15 protein-coding genes and 1 tRNA gene are annotated in these 22,324 nt (G+C 37.7%); 3 read left to right on the top strand and 13 right to left on the bottom strand.

What is annotated here, in order from left to right:
* Window positions 1–8: 8 nt before the first annotated feature.
* On the bottom strand, window positions 9–806 hold the full coding sequence (locus tag BUC12_RS05900) for a glycosyltransferase family 2 protein (RefSeq protein WP_062177197.1): 798 nt from the start codon (window positions 804–806) through the stop codon (window positions 9–11).
* Between the two features lie 71 nt (window positions 807–877).
* Window positions 878–1,957, bottom strand: a complete 1,080-nt coding sequence (locus tag BUC12_RS05895) for a mannose-1-phosphate guanylyltransferase (protein WP_062177194.1) — start codon at window positions 1,955–1,957, stop codon at window positions 878–880.
* 153 nt (window positions 1,958–2,110) lie between these two features.
* On the opposite strand from BUC12_RS05895, the gene BUC12_RS05890 reads away from it, so the two are divergent.
* Window positions 2,111–2,194, top strand: a tRNA-Leu gene (locus tag BUC12_RS05890).
* A gap of 26 nt (window positions 2,195–2,220) precedes the next feature.
* On the opposite strand, the gene BUC12_RS05885 is transcribed toward BUC12_RS05890, so the two are convergent.
* The 3 genes from BUC12_RS05885 to BUC12_RS05875 form a co-directional block, all read right to left on the bottom strand.
* Complete coding sequence (locus tag BUC12_RS05885; RefSeq protein ID WP_062177192.1) at window positions 2,221–2,706, bottom strand: hypothetical protein; 486 nt, start codon at window positions 2,704–2,706, stop codon at window positions 2,221–2,223.
* 95 nt (window positions 2,707–2,801) lie between these two features.
* Window positions 2,802–3,950, bottom strand: a complete 1,149-nt coding sequence (locus BUC12_RS05880; RefSeq protein ID WP_062177188.1) for an acyltransferase family protein — start codon at window positions 3,948–3,950, stop codon at window positions 2,802–2,804.
* A 100-nt stretch (window positions 3,951–4,050) separates the two neighbouring features.
* Window positions 4,051–4,614: a Crp/Fnr family transcriptional regulator gene (locus BUC12_RS05875; protein ID WP_062177808.1), complete on the bottom strand. Its 564-nt coding sequence runs from the start codon at window positions 4,612–4,614 to the stop codon at window positions 4,051–4,053.
* A gap of 418 nt (window positions 4,615–5,032) precedes the next feature.
* Between BUC12_RS05875 and BUC12_RS05870 the strand changes: the two genes are divergently transcribed.
* Window positions 5,033–5,317, top strand: a complete 285-nt coding sequence (locus tag BUC12_RS05870; protein WP_062177184.1) for a YciI family protein — start codon at window positions 5,033–5,035, stop codon at window positions 5,315–5,317.
* Between the two features lie 326 nt (window positions 5,318–5,643).
* Complete coding sequence (locus tag BUC12_RS20000) at window positions 5,644–5,781, top strand: hypothetical protein (protein WP_157257501.1); 138 nt, start codon at window positions 5,644–5,646, stop codon at window positions 5,779–5,781.
* 377 nt (window positions 5,782–6,158) lie between these two features.
* Here BUC12_RS20000 and bglX read toward each other — a convergent pair whose 3' ends face one another.
* The 8 genes from bglX to BUC12_RS05830 all read right to left on the bottom strand — a co-directional run bounded on the left by bglX (window position 6,159) and on the right by BUC12_RS05830 (window position 22,324).
* Complete coding sequence (bglX, locus tag BUC12_RS05865) at window positions 6,159–8,357, bottom strand: beta-glucosidase BglX (RefSeq protein ID WP_062177181.1); 2,199 nt, start codon at window positions 8,355–8,357, stop codon at window positions 6,159–6,161.
* A 137-nt stretch (window positions 8,358–8,494) separates the two neighbouring features.
* Entirely contained in the window at window positions 8,495–12,439 is a 3,945-nt protein-coding gene (locus tag BUC12_RS05860) for a hybrid sensor histidine kinase/response regulator transcription factor (RefSeq protein WP_070808564.1), read from the bottom strand.
* A gap of 84 nt (window positions 12,440–12,523) precedes the next feature.
* A complete protein-coding gene (locus tag BUC12_RS05855) occupies window positions 12,524–13,969 on the bottom strand; it encodes a hypothetical protein (RefSeq protein WP_062177174.1) in 1,446 nt (481 codons plus the stop codon).
* 6 nt (window positions 13,970–13,975) lie between these two features.
* A complete protein-coding gene (locus BUC12_RS05850) occupies window positions 13,976–15,523 on the bottom strand; it encodes a right-handed parallel beta-helix repeat-containing protein (RefSeq protein WP_062177805.1) in 1,548 nt (515 codons plus the stop codon).
* Window positions 15,524–15,552: 29 nt separating this feature from the next.
* Complete coding sequence (locus BUC12_RS05845; RefSeq protein WP_062177170.1) at window positions 15,553–16,989, bottom strand: sialate O-acetylesterase; 1,437 nt, start codon at window positions 16,987–16,989, stop codon at window positions 15,553–15,555.
* Window positions 16,990–17,001: 12 nt separating this feature from the next.
* Window positions 17,002–18,783, bottom strand: coding sequence for an alpha-galactosidase (locus tag BUC12_RS05840; protein WP_236689367.1), 1,782 nt, complete (start codon window positions 18,781–18,783; stop codon window positions 17,002–17,004).
* 14 nt (window positions 18,784–18,797) lie between these two features.
* The gene (locus BUC12_RS05835; protein ID WP_062177167.1) at window positions 18,798–19,829 is read right to left on the bottom strand and encodes a glycoside hydrolase family 43 protein; all 1,032 of its coding nucleotides are present in this window, start codon (window positions 19,827–19,829) and stop codon (window positions 18,798–18,800) included.
* A gap of 68 nt (window positions 19,830–19,897) precedes the next feature.
* The gene (locus BUC12_RS05830) at window positions 19,898–22,324 is read right to left on the bottom strand and encodes a glycoside hydrolase family 2 TIM barrel-domain containing protein (RefSeq protein ID WP_062177164.1); all 2,427 of its coding nucleotides are present in this window, start codon (window positions 22,322–22,324) and stop codon (window positions 19,898–19,900) included.

Raw genomic sequence — 22,324 nt, 5'->3', positions numbered from 1 at the left:
TTAGGTGACTAGTTCAATATTTTGACCAGCCCTCTTATTATTTTATCCAGTATTTTATTCTTTTTCATAGCATCACTGATATACCGGTAATTGCTCATTTCTCGCAAATGAACATAATCAGCCTGTATAGACGCAGGTATACAATCGTCTAATACCTTATTTCTCTCAAGGCGATGCTTCTCTTCAAATTCAGGATTAGTACTCATCCCATTCCATTCAAAGTCTACAATATCTATATCTACAAAGTCGGGTTGCTCATTATGCAAACCTATTGTCTGAAGAAAAAACTTCCAGTCTGCTATGATTTTGAGCGTTTCATCATAAAGCCCATAGGTATCGAACAAATCTTTGCGAATAAATGTAGCCTGATGCTTTATCGTGCCCCAATAAAAATCGAACAAAGTGAGAGGCCTGTTTAGACAAGGTACCCGTTGCCTGTATGTTCCGAAGTTGTTTAATTGATTACCGTTTATAAAGGGTGCTGAATATTGACGGCTCCCGAAAATATCTTCAAGCACGGTATTCGACGCAAATGCATCAGCAGAATTCAAAAAATAACAATAATCACCTGTAACCTTCTCTATTCCTTTATTCATAGCATTGAATATACCTGAATCAGGCTCACTCACCCAATAATGAATATTTGATCCGTATTTAGATATAACCTCCCGGCTCCTGTCTGTAGATGCTCCATCTATTACGATAAACTCGTAATTAGTATAGGTCTGGGAGATTACACTAATAATAGTCTTCTCTAAGCCTTCGGCATTGTTTCTATTTACAGTAATTATTGATATTCGAGTCATAGACCGATTAATTTAAAAAAAGTGACCGTTAAAGCCACTTTTACTCGTATTTAATTATCGACTTAGTAGTCTTAAATGTATCTGTCGTTATATTTAAGCTTGGTATCTGCAACGAACTGCTTGATACTCTGTTCATCAGATTTCTTACAAATCAACAATATTCCATCGGATTCAGCCACAATATAATCATGTAACCCCTGAATTACAGCCAATTTACCTTCGGGCATAGCGACTATATTTTCGGAACTGTCGAAAAACATAGTTTCGCACTTCAATGTTACGTTAGCTTCCTCATCTTTTTCTGAGATATCATGTAAAGATCCCCAGGTACCTAAATCAGACCATCCGAAGTCCGCTCCCAGCACACACACATTACTAGCCTTTTCCATAATTCCATAATCAATAGAAATATTAGGACAGTAGGCATATTGCTCATTGATAAAGCCTTGTTCTTCGGGTGTGCAATATATATCTACACCCTGATCAAATACATTAGAGATTTCGGGCAGATAATCATGGAAAGCTCTAAGTATTGTGTCCACATTCCATATAAACAAACCTGAGTTCCATAGAAACTCGCCGCTTTCGTAAAATATTTTGGCTAATTCGTAATTAGGCTTCTCGGTAAATACTTTTACTTTATTGATACCGTCCACTTTATCCTCATCAATCTGAATATATCCATATCCGGTTTCCGGTCTGTTTGGTTTTATTCCCAATGTCAAAAGTATAGGATTTCTGGATACAAACTCCAATGCTTGCTTTATAACAGAAGCAAACTCATCCTCTTTCAAGATTAAATGATCGGCAGGTGCTACCACTATATTCGCATCAGGATTCATCTTCTTGATATGATAAGCGGCATAAGCAATACAAGGTGCAGTATTACGCCTTAAAGGCTCTAACAAAACCTGACTGGACTTCAATTCCGGAATCTCTTGTTTTGTCAATTCCGCATACGCTTCATTTGTTACAATATATATATTCTCGATCGGAAGTATCTTCTTGAAACGGTCTACTGTCAGCTGTAGTAAAGAGCGTCCGGTACCAAAGAAATCCAAAAACTGCTTAGGCTTAGCTTCACGGCTAAAAGGCCAGAAACGACTTCCTATTCCACCGCTCATTATTACGCAATAATTATTATTGTTCATGTTCTGATTTTTACATTGAATATACTACTAAATAAAGACGAAAACAAATGTAATATATTTTATAGCGAGAAAAAAATTTAAGAAGTTTTTTCAAAAAACTCAAAAATCAATTGATATTTCAAAAATATATCTATCTTTGCACTCACAAAAATCGCCCAGATGGCGGAATTGGTAGACGCGCTGGTCTCAAACACCAGTGGATTCACTTCCATCCCGGTTCGATCCCGGGTCTGGGTACTTGAAAAGCCTGATAGAGAAATCTGTCAGGCTTTTCTTATTAATCGAGTTATAGTATGTTGACCTATAATTATTCCTTTATCTTGTATATTATGATGAGTACATTCGATATCTAAATTATCCATACCCATAAACAATAGAATAGATTTTGCATTTTGTCTTACAATGTTCCAATCATTATTTGTGCCTAATAATGATTCATCCCAAAAATCAGGATCTTTATCCCCACTACGCTCTTCAAAGAAATTATCAAGTAAAAGCAATTCGTTAAAGGCTTCTTTATTTAACAGCTGAAGGTTTAAGTATTGCTTATATGACAATGTAAAATATGACTCAAAATCTAACGCCATTTCATCAGTGACGAGTCCCATCCCTATAATATATATTTGTTTATCTGCGTTGCTCGCTATTGTAATAAGATTTTTTACTAGTTCACCAAACTTCCACAAGACCTGGTTTTCCTCTTTACTCAAGTCTGTTTTGCCATAATCAAATGTAGGCTCAAATTTCATAATATCGCAGTTTTATTATAAAGGTCTAATCTTATATATAATTTTATGGTTTCAGAATCTACTATTAATACATCTTTAAGATGTGCTATCTATACTTAATTATTTATACTATTTCTTGGCTTTAGAAATCGGTTTGCCAGGTATCTTCGCACGGGTATATCATAAATTTTCAGACAGATATAAGCTAAAATAATACTTCCAACAACTACTGCTGCCGCTCCGGGAAACGATTCTTCAAATGTGAGATCATTGTTCTTCACCCAAGCGAAATACAGATAGATAAAAGGATAATGTACCATATACAAAGGATAGGAAATATCTCCCAAAAACTTGCATACGCGAGTCGTATACTTATCGGTACTTTTACCAGAAGCTCCTAGATAGACCAGAAGCGGAAAAAAAGCAATACAACACAATGTATCATATATTCCGTTCATCCATAAATGTTCGGCTCCACCAATGCGTGGTACAGCCAGAAGGGCAACTATAGCCAAACTGCATATCCAAAAAGCACCTTTAATTTTAGCCGGCCTGAAGACACGGGAAAGTAACAATCCTGCAGAAAATGAGAACAATAAGCGCAATGACCCTCCGGTAAACTCAGTCCCAGTCAGCGAATACCCCACACATAAATCACCTAACGGTCCAAATATGGCAAACGCAGCCAAGCCGCAGCCGGTAAGAAAGACCAAAACCGCTAGGGCTTTACTAGGAAGTCTACGAATAAATAACGCATAAAGGATATTGCCAATGTATTCGAAAAACAAAGACCAGCTTGGCCCATTTAAAGGGAACATTTCCCCTACTCCGCGGATTTCAGTTCCGGTAGTGGCCGGAATCAACAACATATTCAGAAATGTGGCGATAAATAAAGCTAGAACTGGTACTACCGAAACATCCCATACCGAGCAACCTTGGGTGTAAAACATGATAGCTCCTATGATAGCTCCCATTACAACCATCGGGTGTAGACGTATAATACGACGCTTAATAAAGTCTTTTGTATTCATTTTCCCCCAACGGTCGTCATAAGCATATCCTACAACAAATCCGGATAGGATAAAGAAAAAATCAACTGCCAGATAACCGTGATTGATACGCTGATCTAAATGGCTTGTTGCAAAAGCTTCAAATATATGAAAACAGACAACGGTGATAGCCGCGACTCCGCGTAATCCGTCAAGTATATTATAATGTGGTTTCGTGTCCGGAAATGCAGCTCTGGAAGCTGTTAATTGTGACATTGGTATTAATTTTTTATTTGAAATTAACAATAGGTCAAATTTACAGCATATTTATCTATAAAAATTTGTCCTAAATCAAAATTGCCGATCATACCTGAAATTATTCATTAGCTCGAAGCCGGCTGAGAGTCGAAAGTGTAATCCCCAGATAAGACGCAATATATCTTAGATTTGTTCGCTGACATACATCCGGAAACTGTTCTTTGAATGCCTCATACCTTTCTTTGGCAGGTAAGGTCAGACGTTCCTTATGGCTACGGTGCAAGCGTCTGTATTCATTCTGATGGATAATTCTACCCCAGTTACTCAATTCAATATTCGTTTCGAAAAGACGGGTCAAGTCACTCAATAGTATTCTGTAAACTTCCACATATTCTAATGCTTCAACATATTCCTCACTCACTTTTTTATAATATAGTTCGTCCATACTGAATACTATACTTCCTTCACCCGCAAATGATGTGGTGATTTCTTCGCCATCCACTAACCAAAATGAACGGGTCAATCCCTTTTCTATAAAATAGGCATATTTGCAGAATATATCTGCCTTTATCAACTGGTGTCTTTTAGGGAAATGACAAAAAGTGACACAGTTTTCCAACTCTCTTATGGTTTCATCAGAAATCGGATATGACGATTTCATATTGCCTATAATATTTTTCATTTTCAATACCACTTCTATCTTCCTTATTGTATTAATATAAACCATATTTAATCTCGATCGTTGCCGAATATTTCAGTAAGCCCTTAATTGTAAATCCATAACTGAAATAACTTTAATCAAGTTGAAATATATTAATATTACGTAATAAGCCAAAGATATGATTTATGATCTGGATATCTGTATCTTCAATTCTTAAATAAAATTCGAGCTTTCTTATTGACGTAAAAAAAATCTTATATTTATAAATTACTAAAAACAATAAGGAACAGGAAGGATGAAAATTTTTCAAGCATATTGAAGAAGAAAAAAATAATAAAAGAACAACAATTATAGCAATCATTCTTTGTATCCCTTTGCGACAGTTATACACTGGAATTAATTCATGCAAATACGAGTACGAACTAATTAACAGCAAATTATGTATATCCTTATTCTTTCTTACAAAAAGGCATTAAGTGAGGTTGAAAACCATTTAGACGCTCATAAAAACTATTTGGATAAAAACTATAATCTCGGAAATTTCATTGTATCCGGACGTAGAAATCCTCGTATCGGGGGTATTATTTTTTGTCGGGCAGAAAATATCGAACAAGTTCAGGTTCTTATAAAAGAAGACCCTTTTTATAAGTACGAAATAGCCGATTATGAAATTATAGAATTTGAACCGACCAAATATATCGAAGGATTTGACTTGTTTCTTTAAAGCACAATGTTTAATATTTTTAGTTTTTCCGACAGTCGATTCCTCTTATTTTTTGTAAAAATTTATTTAACATTTGGCTATTATATAGATTTATTATAGCAATATATAATATAATATCATAGATAACCTTAAATTATTAGCATTACTCTCTTCTACTTTATATTTTTGTAAGTGTTCGAGGTTATCAATCAATACATTGGTATTGTTCTCCCTCTTTTCAAAATTAGAATATAACTGATTATTACTGGTCGAAAGATCATCACACTTTCTTAACGGAATTTTTTTTCTATTATATTCTATATTGTCTAACTAAACACTTATATATTATGCATTTGTACCCTTTATTATATTTTTTGGCAGGATTGGCAGCTGTAGCTGTAGCAATAGTAGGAATCCATTTGTATGAAACTAACCGTATGAAGAAAAAAGCTATTAAAAAGAAGAAAATACTTCATACCAATTAACTCGGAACTATTTAGCAGACTCAGAGTTTTAATATTATTCTTCGGATATTAGTTGAACCTCATTTGCGAGAAGCTTAAAAATCGAAAAACTGACAGAAGCCAACTTAAAAAATGGTAACGAAGCGCTATAAAACAAGCAAAGCAAAATATATCATCAAAGAAGTAATATACCATTTTCATTGTTAGTTTTTTACTATTTTTTTTACATTACCAAACACTCAAAAATTAATTTTTTATTCCGGGGATTATAACTTCCCCGGTTTTTTTATATTGAAACCGATCGTGTTTCATTAGGTGCAACTGAGTACAATTAAGCTATATAATAAAAACGCCCGGATCGTAAAGATCCAGGCGTTCTTATCTGTTATTATTAACTCCTATTGCAATAAAAAGGTCTCGCTTAATTCGGCCTTACTGCTTCCTCCTACCCAAACATTGAAATAACCGGGTTCTGCTCTTTTAGTCATATCCATACCGTAAAAAGAGAGATCTTCAGCTGATAAAGTAAATCTGACTGTCTTACTTTCTCCTCCCTTAAGACTCACTCGCTGAAATCCTTTCAGCTCTTTTACCGGACGAATTATCGAACCTACAAGGTCTCTGATATACAGCTGAACAACTTCTGTACCCTCAATATTACTGGTGTTCTTTAGTATGGCACTCACAACAAGAGTATCACTCATTTCCATCACTTTTGAAGAAAGAGTCAAGTCCGAGTATTCAAACTTGCTATATGATAAACCATATCCGAATGGATATAAAGGTTCTTTGCCTGAGTCCAGATAGAAGGATACGTCACCCACCGATGTTTGTTTTGTATTCGTTTCATCAGTATACAATGTTTTCGCATTATCCGGGGCAGGTCGTCCGGTATTGTTATGATTGTAGTATAAAGGTATTTGACCAACTTCTCTCACAAATGTCACCGGTAGTTTCCCGCTTGGGTTAGCTTTACCGAATAGCAAATCGAGGATAGCCGGCCCTCCCATTGTTCCCGGATGAAAATTATATAGCACAGCATCAGCGTATGGCAGATCTCGTTCTATAGTCAAAGGCCTGCCTGCCATAATAACAAGTACAACTGGCTTACCTGCTTTTTTCACTTCTTTGAGCAGTTCAGATTGAACGCCTATCAGATTAATATTGGATAAAGAATGAGCTTCTCCGGATAATCGGGATTCTTCTCCCAAAAAGACAACGGCAACATCTGATTTTTTTACAATCTCTTGTATTTTAGAGAAGTTAGATGTGTCTGTATCTGTAGAAGACCGAAGAATTGGCTCATAATCGAATTTCAGACTCTTATATTCTTCACCGCTTTTTAATGCTCCTATTGGAGTTACTGTGTGCGAATCTTCTCCATCAAAGATCCAAGTACCTAACTGATCGTGTGGAGCATCAGCCATAGGACCGATAAATGCAATTTTCTGAGTTTCTTTCAGAGGTAAAACATTCTCATTCTTTAGTAATACCGCCGATCTGAGAGCAGCATCTTTTGCCGCCTGTAAATGTTCATCCGAATAAATTGTTGTCGGTTGGTTTACATCTACATATGGTTTTGAGAATAAGCCTAACCGGTATTTAAGTTTTAATATATAGCGCACCGAGTTGTCGATATCTGTTACCGATACTTTACCTTCCTCTACCAGATGTTTCAGATGTTTTGCATATAGTTCTGTATTCATCTCCATATCAAGACCTGCATTTGCTGACAACATTGCAGCATCTTTACCTTCCGCTGCAAATCCGTGAGTGATCATTTCCCCTACCGAATTCCAATCTGAGACAATGAGGCCATTGAAACCCATTTGTTCACGCAAAATATTTTTGAGTAAATATTTATTGCCGGAGGAAGGAATTCCATCATTATCATTAAACGAAGTCATTACAGTAGCCAGACCCGCATCGATTGCTTTCTGGAAAGGAGGCAAATACACGTTTTTGAGAGTGTGAGGTGTAATGCTTGTACTATTATAGTCACGCCCGCCTTCGGATGCTCCATAACCTACGAAATGCTTGGCACATGCAGCTATTGATGTTGGATTTGTCAGATCTGTGCCTTGGAAACCCCTGACCATTGCTTCTCCCATTATAGCTGTCAGATAGGGGTCTTCTCCGGGGCTTTCGGCAATTCTGCCCCATCTTGCATCTCGTACAACGTCGATCATTGGAGCAAATGTCCATCTGATTCCTGTTTCGGATGCCTCTATAGCAGCTATACGGGCTCCTGTCTCTGCTATTTGCGGATCAAACGAAGCGGCTTGCCCCAAAGGTATTGGAAATATAGTCTTATAACCATGTATAACGTCTCGGGCAATAAGTAATGGTATTCCCAACCTGCTTTCTACGGCCGCTTTTTGCAACAAATTTACGGTTTTCGGATCTGTCGTATTCAGTAAAGAACCGGTTTCACCCCTTTTTACTTTTTCGATCAGTTCGTCATTTAGTTCATAAAAGTTCAGTTGATTCATCTGCCCTATCTTCTCATCTAAAGTCATTTTCGACAGAAGACTTTCTACTTCCTTATCATAATTGAGTTGTTGTGAATATAAATATGGCTTTATACATGAAAACATGCATAAAAAAAAGAGTAATCTAAGTGTTTTCCGGGTATTCATTTACTTTCTTGATTATATTAGTTAGATTATATTTTAGTTAAAAAGAAAGAGGTTTCATATATTCTTCGCTATTTTAATCGTGTGGATTAAGTTTTTCAATTACTTTCATTTGTCTCTGTATGGGTATCCCCAGTTTTATTTTTTACTCTAAAATTTTTCGGTGTATACTGATACAGTTCCTTAAAACACTTAATGAAATAATGAGCTTGGCTAAAACCTGTTAAATAGCCGATTTCTGATATCGAAAGATCCGTTTCTTTCAACATATTGGCAGCCTTGTGCAAACGAATGTTTCTGATAAAAATATTGGGTGTTTCTCCTACAATCAGTTTAAATTTGCGGTGTAATACAGTTTTACTCAAATTCATTTCGGCGGCAAACTCATCTATTTTGAAATTTTCGTCCATTATATGCTCTTCAATTATTTTTACAGCTTTCCCCAAAAAATCATCTTTGGGGTGAGATTTAGCACTATCATTCTGAGGCGATAATAAGTCTGTAATTATTTGTTTCCTTCGCTGTTGGCGGGTAGCATACACATTCACCATTTGCTTGATCAGTATTTCGGGGTCAAATGGTTTTTTGATATAGAAATCTGCTCCGGCTTTATACCCTTGCATTTCATCTTCCGACGAGGATCTTGCAGATAATAATATTACAAATACTTCGGAATACATCGGCGTATTCTTTATTATTGAGCAGAGAGTGAGGCCATCCATCTCAGGCATCACAACATCTGAGACAACTATTTCGGGTAGATTACTTTTAATAAAATCCAGCGCCTCAGCCCCATTAGAAGCAACAGCCACCTCGAAGTGGACAGCTAATTTTTTTCTCAGATAATCACGTAATTGTGTATTATCTTCCACAAGTAAAATTGTGAATAAACCATCAGTATCAACAGTTTCCTTTATATCTAATATTGGCTTCGGCTCGTTGATTCTTTTAGCCGGAAGATTTATTGTGAAAGCAGTTCCTTTTTCCGGAATAGATTCAATATGTACTTCACCACCCATCATATGTAGAAATTTTCGGGTACTATATAAACCGAGTCCAAGCCCTTGAGTGTCGCTGTCTTTATCTTCCCGATAGAATTTCTCAAATACTTTTTCCTGATTCTGTTGCCTGATGCCTATCCCTGTATCTTTTACTTTCAAGTAAAAAACTTCTGCAACTTCATCATAGTCCAACAGTACATCTACCTCCCCTTCTTCTTTTGTGAATTTCAGAGCATTACTAATCAAATTATAGAGAATACGTTCCAATTTTATACTATCGATCGATATATATAAATTAGGTATAGCGGAATGGTAAGACAACTTTATTTTATCCGACTTTGCCAGATAATCAAAGGCATTGACTATAATATTAACGAACGATACCAGCTCTATATTCTTCTCTTTTATCTCTGTATCTATCTGTTCGGCTCTTTTGAAATCTAATATTGTACTGAACACATCGGACAAAAATGTGGCGTTTTTGGATATAATTTCCAGTTTTTCGTGTTGTTCCTCATTCATTGTCTCATCTCTCATCATATCACTTACAGGAGCTATAATCAACGAAAATGGAGTTAGCAAATCGTGCGATAATCCTGCAAAAAAGCTTTCTTTTTCTTGAAGAAGTTCTTCTTTTTTCTTCTTTTCTATTTCTCCCAGCTTTTGCAATTGACGCTTTTTGTAGTAATTTTTTATTATAAAGAACAAGCTGAGCAGAATCATGAATATTGCTAAGGATAGAACTAAATAAAAAGTACCTGTTTGCCACCATGGAGGGGTAATTGCAATATGCAGGCTCCACAATGGTTCATTCTTATCGTTTAACGAAGTGTTGTTCAATCGGATTTGTAAAGTATAGTTTCCGGGAGGTAATTGCGAAAATGTTATTGGCTTTGTTATATCCAGATATTGCCAATCGTCGCTAAATCCCTTTATTTGATACTGATAGCTATTGTAGTAATTGTCCCATCCCACTTCTGTAAAAGACAAGCTAATCCATTTACAGAGATATGACAAGGTTATCGAGTTTATATATTCTGTATCTTCGTTCAATACAATTTTACCATATATCTTTTCTCCCACATCCACGGTTTGATGGTCTATTTGTAGCTCGGTGAGTAAAATCTTAGTATGCTCCGGCTGATTCAATACTACCTGTGGGTCTATTAGCAATATGCTATTTGTCCCCCCGAATATAACATACTGTTTACCTCCGGTTTCGCAGCGTGTTGTGGAAAACAATAATTGCTGGTTAGGTGTACCCGGGTTTATTTCTTTTAACTCTCGCGAACTATCTGTATAACAAAATATACGGTTCGATGCCGAAAACCATAAATTATTGTAAGTGTCTAATATAACATCGCGTATGGCTCCGTCGGGCAATACTTCCGAGGAAAAAGGATTTTCTATTTTGTTATCACCTGTATAGCTTAATTTTCTCAATCCTCCTGATGTTCCCAACCATAGGCACTTATTCTTTTGGTCATCAGCTAAACTGTATATCATTTCAGAAGCATTATTATACTTCTGTACCTTATTCGTTACAGGATCGAATAAGTATATACCACTATGTGAAGATACCCATATCTGTCCGTCTATAGTTTCCGAAAAGCCTGTAATTTCATCCATGCCAAATGAGTCGTAATGAATATAATTGGTGAAGTTCTCTTTTGCCGGATCATATTTCATTGAGACTAACCCATACTGTTTAGTTCCTATCCAGAAGGTGGAATTACTACTTTTGAAGATTGCCGTTACTTTTCCAAAATTTTTGTCTACATGATAAGTCCGTAATGTAAAATTTGTATTATCAGTTCCTTTTAGAGGTGCATATTGCAGCCCAGTATCATCATTCCCTACAATTAGGACTTCATTATCTCTATAAAGAGACAAGATATATTTGTGGAACAAACTACCTGTGTTTTTTATAAACTGGGGGCGTAAGTTATGATTCTTTATATCATATAAATAAAGACCATCGCCCTGAGTCCCTATCAATAATTGGCCAGAACCAAAATAACGTAATGAATATGCAGCCGAAAGCCCATTTGTATTAATGGGTGAAAGATTTGTTATTCCTCTGCTTTTATCATTCAACCGGAATAATCCTGTACCGTATGTTCCTACCCAAAATCTACGATGCCGGTCTCTATAAAATGATAATATAACCGGAGCATCAATTTGCAGAGACTCTGGATAAGCATCAGATAACATCTGAGTAACCTTTACGCCGTTACCCCAAGTCCCGAGATAAAGTTTATTGTCGGTAGCTGGAAAAATACGGTAAACATCTTCCATATTTTTTGTCATAGACGTCTCTTTGGTACGGAAAGTTTTTTCGTCCCACTCGAGTTTATACAATCCATTTGTCCAAACAGAAAACCAGAGGCTGTTTTTTTCTCCTGTATCCAGAAATTGAGTAACAGCATAATAATTCTCTTTCAGTGGAACATCTCTTTTGTTTTCTATATCATAGAGAAAAAAGCCATAATAAGTTCCAATCCATAACTTGCCCTTTGGTTTTTCGACAATACTTGATACTATATTTTTAGGATAGTGCTTAGATACATGGTATGACAAATCGCCTTCATTAGTCGGGGTCAATTGATACAGGCCATCTTCCCATGTACCCAGCCAGATATTCTTTTTCGAATCTTCATAAATACATATTACCCGCTGGGGATAATCTTTTATAACGTCACTGATATGTATAAATTTATTCTTCCGGGGGTTAAAGATATCTACCCCCCCCGTTTTGAATCCAATCCAAAGAAATCCTTGTGAATCAAACATCAGTGTCTCTATATTATTCTCAGATATACTGTTTGCCGAGGTATTGTCATTTCTATATACTTTAAACTCCCGCCCATCGAAACGATTTAACCCGTCATTTGTTGCTATCCAAAGGAAATTTTCATTTTCACATATTGCCGTCACATCAGTACCTGACAATCCGTCGATGGTAGTGTAATGAGTATATTCCTGCGACTGTACGGATACAGCAGAGAGTATAACAAATAATATGGGTAAGATTCGTTTCATATAGGAAGAATGAAAAAGATACATAGTGTGTCTATGTTTTATGCAAGTTAGTTATCCTTTTCTTAATATCTATTACTCATTATGTTAATTAAGATTTAGCCTGTATTCCAGTACTGTTATCGAATATCCTTTCAGGTCGATATATTTATCTGTATCTTCCTTTTTCTGCCATACAGGATTAAGGTCTTCCGGTGTTTTTCCGAAATATTCCCATGCCTGAGACAGTGATCCATTTTTCTGGTTTGAGAGATTCAACTTCACTCTTGACACGTTACCTCTTTTATTTACTATATAAACGAACAACGAATTACGTTCCCTATCGATACTTGAGTATGTGAGAATAGAGTCACACGATTCACTCTTCACCATTTGTTTACCCAGAAAATTACCCCATATTTTTAATGCAGTGCCGGTAGGCGTCAGGTTTCCGTCCTTATCCAGTGCATCATGGTCTCTGAGATTCGATTCATTCTCTATCCAACGTGTATTCCAAAAGCATGAAAATTCTATCTGCGGTTGCATCAATAGTTGCCCCGTCATATCGAAAGCAACGATGGCATGCCCCATGTCATTGTTTCCTTTCCACTTGTTAAACCAATCTATAGTGCCATATTCGGCTACAATCATTTTCCAGTGGCTCAATTGCTCTTTTGTTGCATATTTGTTCATCGCATTCAATGCTGTTTGTGCCGGCCAAATCAAGCACTTTACAGAATCGCTATACGACTGGTATCCATTGTCGAAGGAGAAAACACCATAGTTGCTAACACACAGCCGATCTATATAATTACCTGCTTTAGTTATCACTGTCTTGAAAAATTCTTCATTATCACCATTGGGTATCACCAGAATAGAAGGGTCTACAGCTTTCATAGCTTTAGAAAAGTCAATTACATCCTGTGCATAAATATCGGCTGTGGAATTTATATTATTCTTATTCCAACTCTCGTTACCTATCATCCAATATTGGACTCTATATTTCTTTTTTATATTGGCATACCGAACCCATTCGGCCGCATGTTTTATCAGTTCGGCTCTTTTTGCCGGACGCTTACCTTTCTCTGCCGGCATCAGATAGCGGTCGGCTGCAACTACAATTATCGGTTCGGCTCCGACAGAATCGCATATCTGCATAAATTCATCAAAGTCAAGTGGATCAAATAACAGTTCGCCTTCCTCTGAAAACATTCCGGGATAATCTTCAAGTCCGATTGTACGGGATACTGTCGGCTGTGACTTCTCGTATGGAGAAGGAGCAAACATATACAAATCGGACTTTTCTCCTCCCGGATAACGCAAATATTTCACTTTCATATCCTGCAACGATTTTATAACCGGTTGTTCAGAATTGGGAAAACGTCCGCCGTCCATAAAGTAATTTACATTTATACCAATAGGATGGATAGATACATCGTTGATAATGCTATCAGGATATACATTTAAAGTAACAACGTTAGCTGACTCCCTATCACAGGCACTTAATCCTAAAGCTATGATTAGTACCAATAGTAGATTATATTGCCCTTTCATATCATATCAGTTATATCCGATTACATCAAGTACCGGAACTTCTTTCCCGTTCAGCAGCACTTTTTTATCCTTTACAAATTCGATGAGTTTGTTCCAGTTTTCATCGCTAGCATCATACCACATAGCTTTATCGAATTTGCCTTCGTACTTATTGAAACCGTTGCCTGTGTATTGTAAAGGTCCTACATAGTAGTTATTTTCTATAAAATTATTTGTAGACCTGGTTGCATCAAAAGCGATTGTAGGTTCTTCTACAAAAATGTAATTGTTTCTGAAATAGGTACTATCGGCATACCCTCTCCAATCGTCGGAATGTACAAGGCGTTTATCCATTCCCGGTAATTCTTTTTTACAGATATAGAATATGTTCTTTTCTATCATACTGTTTTGGGTAGGCCCTGTGATATGGATAACAGGCGAATAAAAATCGGTTTTCTTCTCTTTTACTATATGTTTTCTGATTCCGTCATTTATACTAATATTATACTTTACTATGGTTCCCTGATTTCCGGCACTCCAGTCTTCGGGCCATCCTCCCGAATTACATAACAACAGGAACCCTCCTTCGCTGTTATCACTGAGATTATATTGGAATAAAGAATTCTTGCTATTGTAGTCCGAATCGAAACCGTAACCATCTGTTTGCGATTTATGACCACTCACAACATTGTATTGTACAATGGTATTATCACTAGAGAAAGGCCAGATACCATCGCAGGCTTCGGTGACAGGTAATGTAGCAGGGCAATTTTTCATTACATTATATTCGACCAATGCGCCATCGCACGCGGTAGGTACAATACCATCTCCGGGTATACCATCCAGTACATTGTTGCGGATTACGACGTTCAGGTTCGGTAGCCATGCTTTTCTTATCCAGTTACCCCACATAATGATACCGTTTCGTTGCGAATCTTTAATCAGACAGTTCTGAACCAATAATCCATCGAAGTAAGAAGGAATAGAGTCAGTATTGTCGTCTCTGAAATTTCTCAACATCATGGCTTGCCCCCCTCCGGCATCTTCATGCTCGTGTCCTTCTCCTTTGATCAATGAACCATATACATCATGGATAAAAAGATTGTCGATAGTAATATCCTGCGCCTTGCCATAATTATAGATCTCGACAAACAAGCCACTCAGACGCGGTCGGATTTTTTCTCCTTTATTCGAAATCTCTATATCACGAACCACAATATGCTCGGAGTTATAAATATGCATCATTTCCAAATGCGAAGCATCTCCTTTCAGATGGGGCATTGCTTCCCCTCCGTATTTTCCGATTACTATCGGTCTGCCCGGTTCTCCTTTGCCTGAAAAGTAAAATTTTTCAGTAAATATGCTGCCGGATCTAAGCAAGATACTGTCGCCTCCTTTAACTACCAGATCGTTTAATTTGCTTAGGCTTTTGAATGCTTGAGAAGGAGTAGTTCCCGTATTCGAGTCATTACCATTGTCAGCATCGAAATAATAGTTGGCTGTCGTTTTCGGCTGGCTACATGCCGTCGATAATACGATTATAGCCAAAGTTATTGCTCTAAGAATGTTTTTCATAACACTGTATATTTTATTTTCTATTAATTCTATTCCCAATTGTCTGTTCTGAATGATGAAACAGGAAGGCCGCCTGTCCCGAACAACTCTGCAGAAACATAGTCTCTGAAAGCATAACGTACGGCCTTCGGCTCTTTCACCAAATGGCTGGATACAACTACGGCACTTTTTTCTTCATCGATATAAGCCTTGGCTTTTACAAATACTTTATTTTCTCCTGCTATTTCGAAGAGGGTTAGTTCTTTTCCTCGACTGGTTAATCCCATAAACTGCTGAGAGAAATAAACGATTGCCTTATCACCGTCTACTTCCATACGTTCATACTGAGGGCTTTCATATTCAAAACCCGTTAACCCGTATGTTTTCGCCAGCGCCAGCAAGGCCAGACGTTGCCCTACTTCCTTTTTGCGCGGAGGATGAATCTGAAATTCCTCACCGACATCTAATGTTACAGCCATCGCACTATTGGGGATGAGCGATAGGGTCTTCATCTGTGCTTCGCGCTGATATGCCGATATTTCGGGCCATTGCGGAGTGAAGAAATTCCACTCTTTATAATCGTAAGGTGCAATCTGTGCAAAGTAGAAAGGAAAATCTCCTTGCTTCCATATTTTGCGCCAATCTTTCACCATTGCAGCAACGGAAGGTGCATAGCGCGGAACATTGAAAATACTGGATTCTCCCTGATACCAAAGCATACCTTTAATCCCATATCCCTCTATCGGATGTATCATGCCATTGTATAACAGTGTGGCTACATTTCCTATCCATGGCGATGTTTCGTCACTTTTGGGAGGGACTTCTATATCTTTGAATTCGCTACAAGCTACATCTGTCATCCATGCCTCTACATTGGAACCGCCATAGCTGGCATTGATTATACCTACCGGTATATCCAGTTGCTGATTTATCAAATCGGCGAAAAACCAACATACAGCACTACATTCTCCGGTTGTGGATATAGATGCTGTTTCCCACCGGGCATCTTTAACATCATCTTGTGGTCTGTAAGCTGCCAATTCAGGAATATTTATAAAGTGTACGTTTTTCCCTTTCGAGTTCAGTATCGCTTCGGTAGAACCTGTAACAGGCTGATGTTTATATCCCTTCAGTCGCATGCTCATATTTGACTGTCCGCTGGCGAGCCATACTTCACCGATGAATACATTCTTTAATTCAATTTTTTCAGAACCATTTATAGCTATAGTGTACGGGCCTCCTGCAATGGGGGTTGTTACCGAAATTCTCCATTTACCGTTGTTATCAGCAACGGTTTCATACTCTTTTCCGTCCCATGAAGTTGTAATGTTGATTTTGGATTTTTCTTTCGCCCACCCCCATACAGGAGCCTGTGTTTGTTGTTGCAGTACCATATTGTCGGTAAATATTGCAGCCAGCTTTATATCCTGAGCATTAACTAATACCGAAACAAGAAAAAACAGTATAAATAATTTTGTACTTTTCATATCTTATATCCTTTAATATGTCACATTATAAACTTCGATTCTGAAGTTTTTGCTATCCCCGTCTTTCGACCAGCATGTAATAGTTAATGGAGATTTCGTATTTATATCTTTTACATCGATTTCTCCGACTCCCCACGAAAGTCCACTCCAGATCATTTTATCATAATTGATTTTTACGGGAACATTTTTCTGTCCTTGCTTAGCCGTAATTTTCAGAAACTCGTCCATCTTAATTCCATCGGGAGGCGCTCCACCCCACGAACGAAATGGTTTACCATATCCATCGAGTTGGCTGAAAATAATACGTAGGCTTTCCGTAGTGTTGTTTATCTGAATTTGAGCTGTATGATTATCTTTTATTTGAATATCCACATTCATCGGCTCTATGCTTTGTGGTATTATCACATCGCTTTCCTCTCCCCAATCATATCCAGTCATATTAAATCTACCAAATCCTACTACAGCCATTTGTTCGCCACCTAATACCAGTTTATTGCCATCCAATATTGGTGTAAATCCTTTGTCTGTAAATAAGATATGTCCTTGATTATAAGAATTTGAAGGTAACTCTATTTCCTGCGACGATTGTGACGGATTGATTATCGTCAACAGGCATCCATCCGAAGAAACCGCTTTATATCCGTATACTTCGCCTTTGCCGGGAATACCGCCAATGATAGATGTCTGTCCGAATTGTTGTAGTTGTAAATAGGTTCTCTGTACTTTGGCAAACCATTGTGCATCTTCGTTATTCAGCAGATCAATATTTCCATGATAAACATTGAGCCATCCGCCACGTGCCAAATTCAATATGAGCGAACTTTTCCACGCAGCAATACCTCTGTTATAGCATGTACCTGTTTCGCCTATCATAAACGAACAGTTGTCTATACGCTGTAATGGCAAGCCGTTGAATGCGAATTGCTGCACCATATGGTCGCTATACATATCCTGCGAACGCCAGACATTCATCATCGGTACATCTGAAAAGCGAGGATCGCCTGAATATAAGGTGTCAAATATTTCGAGCCATCTGGGATCGACTGTTTTACGAAAAGGTGTTACTGTATTTTCCATATCACGGCCAAATCCATTATAACCAATAAATATTACGTTCGGATTTTTTGCTCTGAACTTCTTAATTGCTTGTATAAAAACTCGTTTATTCGCTTCTTCTATATCTGCCGGAAGCATCGAGCTTTTTGCATAATCGGATGCAGCGTTGAAGTAGGCAAAATCGAACTTAAATACACCGAATCCTTTATCTGCATATATCTGCAGTGTTTCTATCAAATGGTCAAGATATCCTCCTTCAAATAGGCTTAGAATTGCTCCATCCGAGGTTTGTGATCCTTCCCATTCGGATATAAAATTCAACATCGGCGAACCTCCGCTTTGAATAAGGTTTGTCGAAAACCAAAGTCCCGGAATGATATTATTTTCTTTGCATTTTTTCAACCAGTTATCCGGGCCATTGTGCCAGTTCTTTTTATTCCATGTTCTGTAACCTCCATCTACATCGAACCAAAATGCATCCATCATATAACAATCTATCTGAACGCCTTGTTTTTTTAGCCGGATAACGTTATCCAGCATTTTCATACATAGTTCTTCTGTTTGAGGTATATTGTCTGACAGTTCGTCATAAGCCGACCAATTATTATAGATTGTAAATGGTTGTTTAAGCCCACTGGTCAGAGAACTTTTAAATTCAGGCAAATTACCGGCATAGAGTGAAGTCTGCACATAGCCCAAAAGAAAAAGTAAGTAAACAGCTGTTTTTAATATCTTCATGTTACAAGTATTTTTTAATCCAAAGACCAACTATCTTTCCATTCTATTACCGGCTTTCCATCTTTGAATGTAAGAGGTAACCAGATATAACGGGAGTCTATCAGGTTTGTTTTGTTCCACCGGTCAAACATAGCAATATAAGTGTCTTTTTTATCTGCAACCGGAAGGACAAAAGTACTTTGAGCAAAATAAGTACTTTCGGCATCCTGACCAATACAAGGATTCCCTATTACTTTCCATTCTCCCATTATAGAATCGGCAACAGCACATTCGGCTACATTCGGATCCCAACCTGTACACCCCGAAGTTATCAGGTAATATTTGTTATTATGTTTAAATATGGCTGGAGCCTCACGTGACTGATCGATAAAATTACGGGTATATTTACCTGTATGCTGTGTATATTCATCATTCAATAATCCAATATACAATGTCTTGTTCCATTCCGATGAGTAGATATGATACGCTTTGCCATCGTCGTCTTTAAAAATAGTCTGATCGCGACTATCCTCTCCATTCGGTTTGAAAGATCCAAGATAAGTAAACTTACCTGTCGGTGAATCACTGACAGCAACCCCTGCATGTGCTTTTTCGTAGTCGGGACTTTCGATGTGCATCCACATAACGAATTTCTTTGTTTTATCATTGTAAATGACTTTAGGACGCTCTATTACCTGAGAGGGGTGCAAATCCGAAGTCGTATCTTCCGGTGTACTTGGCAATACAACTCCTTCGAATTTCCAGTTTACAAGGTCTTTTGATGAATAACAGGCAACACCTCCGGCATCGGCCCGCCAGCATTCCCATGTTGTAACCCAGTGGAGACGATAGGTACTATCTCCTTTATATTCACCGTACCAATAGTACGTTCCATCGTGGAACATTATTCCTCCTCCATGAACATTTATCGGATTGCCGTCTGTATCATTCCATACTATGCCCGAAACAATTTGGGTCTGCTCTCTCTGTATTTGTTTACATGAGTATATATATGTAATTACCAAACAGATGATTGCATAGCAAAATAATTGTTTTTTCTTTTTCATAGATTATCTTCGTTATTATGTTTATTTCCATAGGATCATTTCAAGTAAAGACTGAAATTCTTCATCTTTTACTTTACATTTAAGGATAGGGATTCTTCTCCATATTCCTGTGTTTTTACATTCAGTACGATTTTGCCTTCTCTCCCTGTCGGTTGAACAATAGCCAGAACTTTCCCCTTGTATGTTTTGGGTGTTAGCGAACGGAAACTTTTCATATCCGTAGGGCTGGCATTTCCCGCAGCCAATATTTTACCTTCTCCCGAAATACTTAACCTGAGGTTAATATCTCTGTCAGGAACAATATTTCCATCTCTATCTACAAGTTCTATCTGTATATAGGATAAATCGTTCTTTGTATTTTTTAAATTCAGACGGTCGGCTTTTAGCCTCAACTTAGTGGGTTCTCCTGTAGTAGCCAGTATAACAGATTCTTTTTCTCCATTGGTGTCTACTCCTACTGCTTTGAGTTCTCCCTCTTCATATTTGACCCTAAACCGTACCGAGTATTTGTTAATCCGGTCTTTCTCCGTTTCCTTTTCTGCAAGCTGTTTTCCATTGAGGTATAATCTTACAGACGGATAACGTGTATATACCTTCACTTCCATTTCTTTTCCTTCGTATCCTCTCCAGTTCCAACTGGCCTCCTCATCGGGCCATCCCCAATAGCTTATTTTTTCTTTATATCCTTCGGGTATAGGTGTGTGAACAAGCATTTCTATTTTGCTATTGTTCCACAGCACATCACGTAAAGCAGCTTGTGGCTTCCTGTATCCGCAAATATCAATGTCGCCGCACCATGCATTGAACCAAGGCCAGTCGAGAAACTGTGGAGGATCTTTTTCTCCATCCTTAATATTAATCGCATGACCAATACCCGATTCTCCCAGATAGTCGATTGCAGTCCAAATGAAATCGCCGATGATATTTGGATATTTTTCTACCAAATCCCAGTTTACGGCACGTTCCATTGCTGTAGTTTCACTGCCATATATAATTCTTTCGGGATAAGATTTTATGTCATTTTCATATTCCCACCACATGTAATTATAGCCGGCTACATCAAGAAACTCAAAAGCCAAAGGTGAAGCTGTTCTCCATTTCAAATCAGGATTATCCCAATAGTCATTTATAGCTGCAGTCACCGGACGTGTGTTGTCATATTTTTTGACAATACTTTTCAGTTGTTTCGCAATCGCGATACCCGACGAATCGGAACGTTCCTGTATTTCATTACCAATACTCCACATGATAATAGATGGATGATTACGGTCGCGTAATACCATCGAGGCTAAATCCGTTTCGTGCCATTCGTCGAAAAAACGATGATAGTCTTCCGGGTTTTTCTGCTTCTGCCATTGGTCAAAAGCCTCATCTATTACCAGAATACCCAGCCGGTCGCAAGCATCAAGAAATTTCTCGGAAGGAGGATTATGTGCGCAGCGTACTGCATTAAACCCGTTTGCTTTCAACAATTCCACTTTTTTTTCTTCGGCACGGTCTATAGCCGTAGCACCTAGTAATCCGTTATCGTGATGTACACAGCCTCCTTTTAATTTCATCGGCTTTCCATTAAGAAGAAAACCATTCTTGGCAGAAAAAGAGATGCTCCGTATTCCGAAAGGAACAGAAATCATATCCTTAACTTTCCCATCCGATTCCAGTCTTACATTTGCAGTGTAAAGAGTAGGAGAATCGACAGACCAAAGAGAAGGATCTAATATTTCGACGGATTGACTTACCGTTCTTGATTCCGCATTATTCAGATTTATAGTCTTACTGTAACCTCCTACAATGTTATTTAGACTATCCTTTATTTCAATAGATAGAATGGCTTCTACTGTCTTGTCTGTTTCATTAGAAACATCAACAGCCAGATTTACATTTGCTTTCTCGTCCGATATTACATCTGCGGTGATAAACGTTCCCCATTCATTCAGATGTAGCTTATCTTCAGTAATCAACCAGACATGGCGATATATACCGGAACCTGCATACCATCGGCTGTTCTTTCCTTCGTTTTTGACTTTTACTGCAACCGTATTTTCCAGTCCGGCAGTATTACAATATTCCGTTACATCGCAGAAGAAAGATGTATAGCCATAGGGATGAAAAGATACCTGCGTACCATTCACCCACACTTCCGACTCCATATATACTCCCTCAAAATACAGTGTCAATTTTTTATCAGAATGTTTTGCTGGTACTATAAATGTTTTGCGATACCATGCTGTTCCTCCTTGTGTTTGTCCTATGGCTATGCCTCCGTTACTCTTAGCAAAGGGCATATCGAGGCTCCAGTCGTGAGGTAAATCGACTGTTGTCCATCGTGTAGTGTCTTCCATGAATATCTGTTCAGCCGGAATATCTCCATAGTGGAAACTCCATCCGTCATCGAAGTTTTGCTTACGCACAAACCCTTCTTCAGAACTATTCATACAGGAGTTCAGAAAAGTTGCACACAATAAGTAAACAGTAAAATATCTTAATACATTCAT

It is taken from the genome of Indolivaga macrotermitis, from assembly GCF_900128985.1.
Classification (GTDB): domain Bacteria; phylum Bacteroidota; class Bacteroidia; order Bacteroidales; family Dysgonomonadaceae; genus Dysgonomonas_A; species Dysgonomonas_A macrotermitis.
The sequence above is the reverse complement of the archived record's forward strand: the minus strand, read 5'-3'. Positions and strand labels throughout refer to the sequence as shown.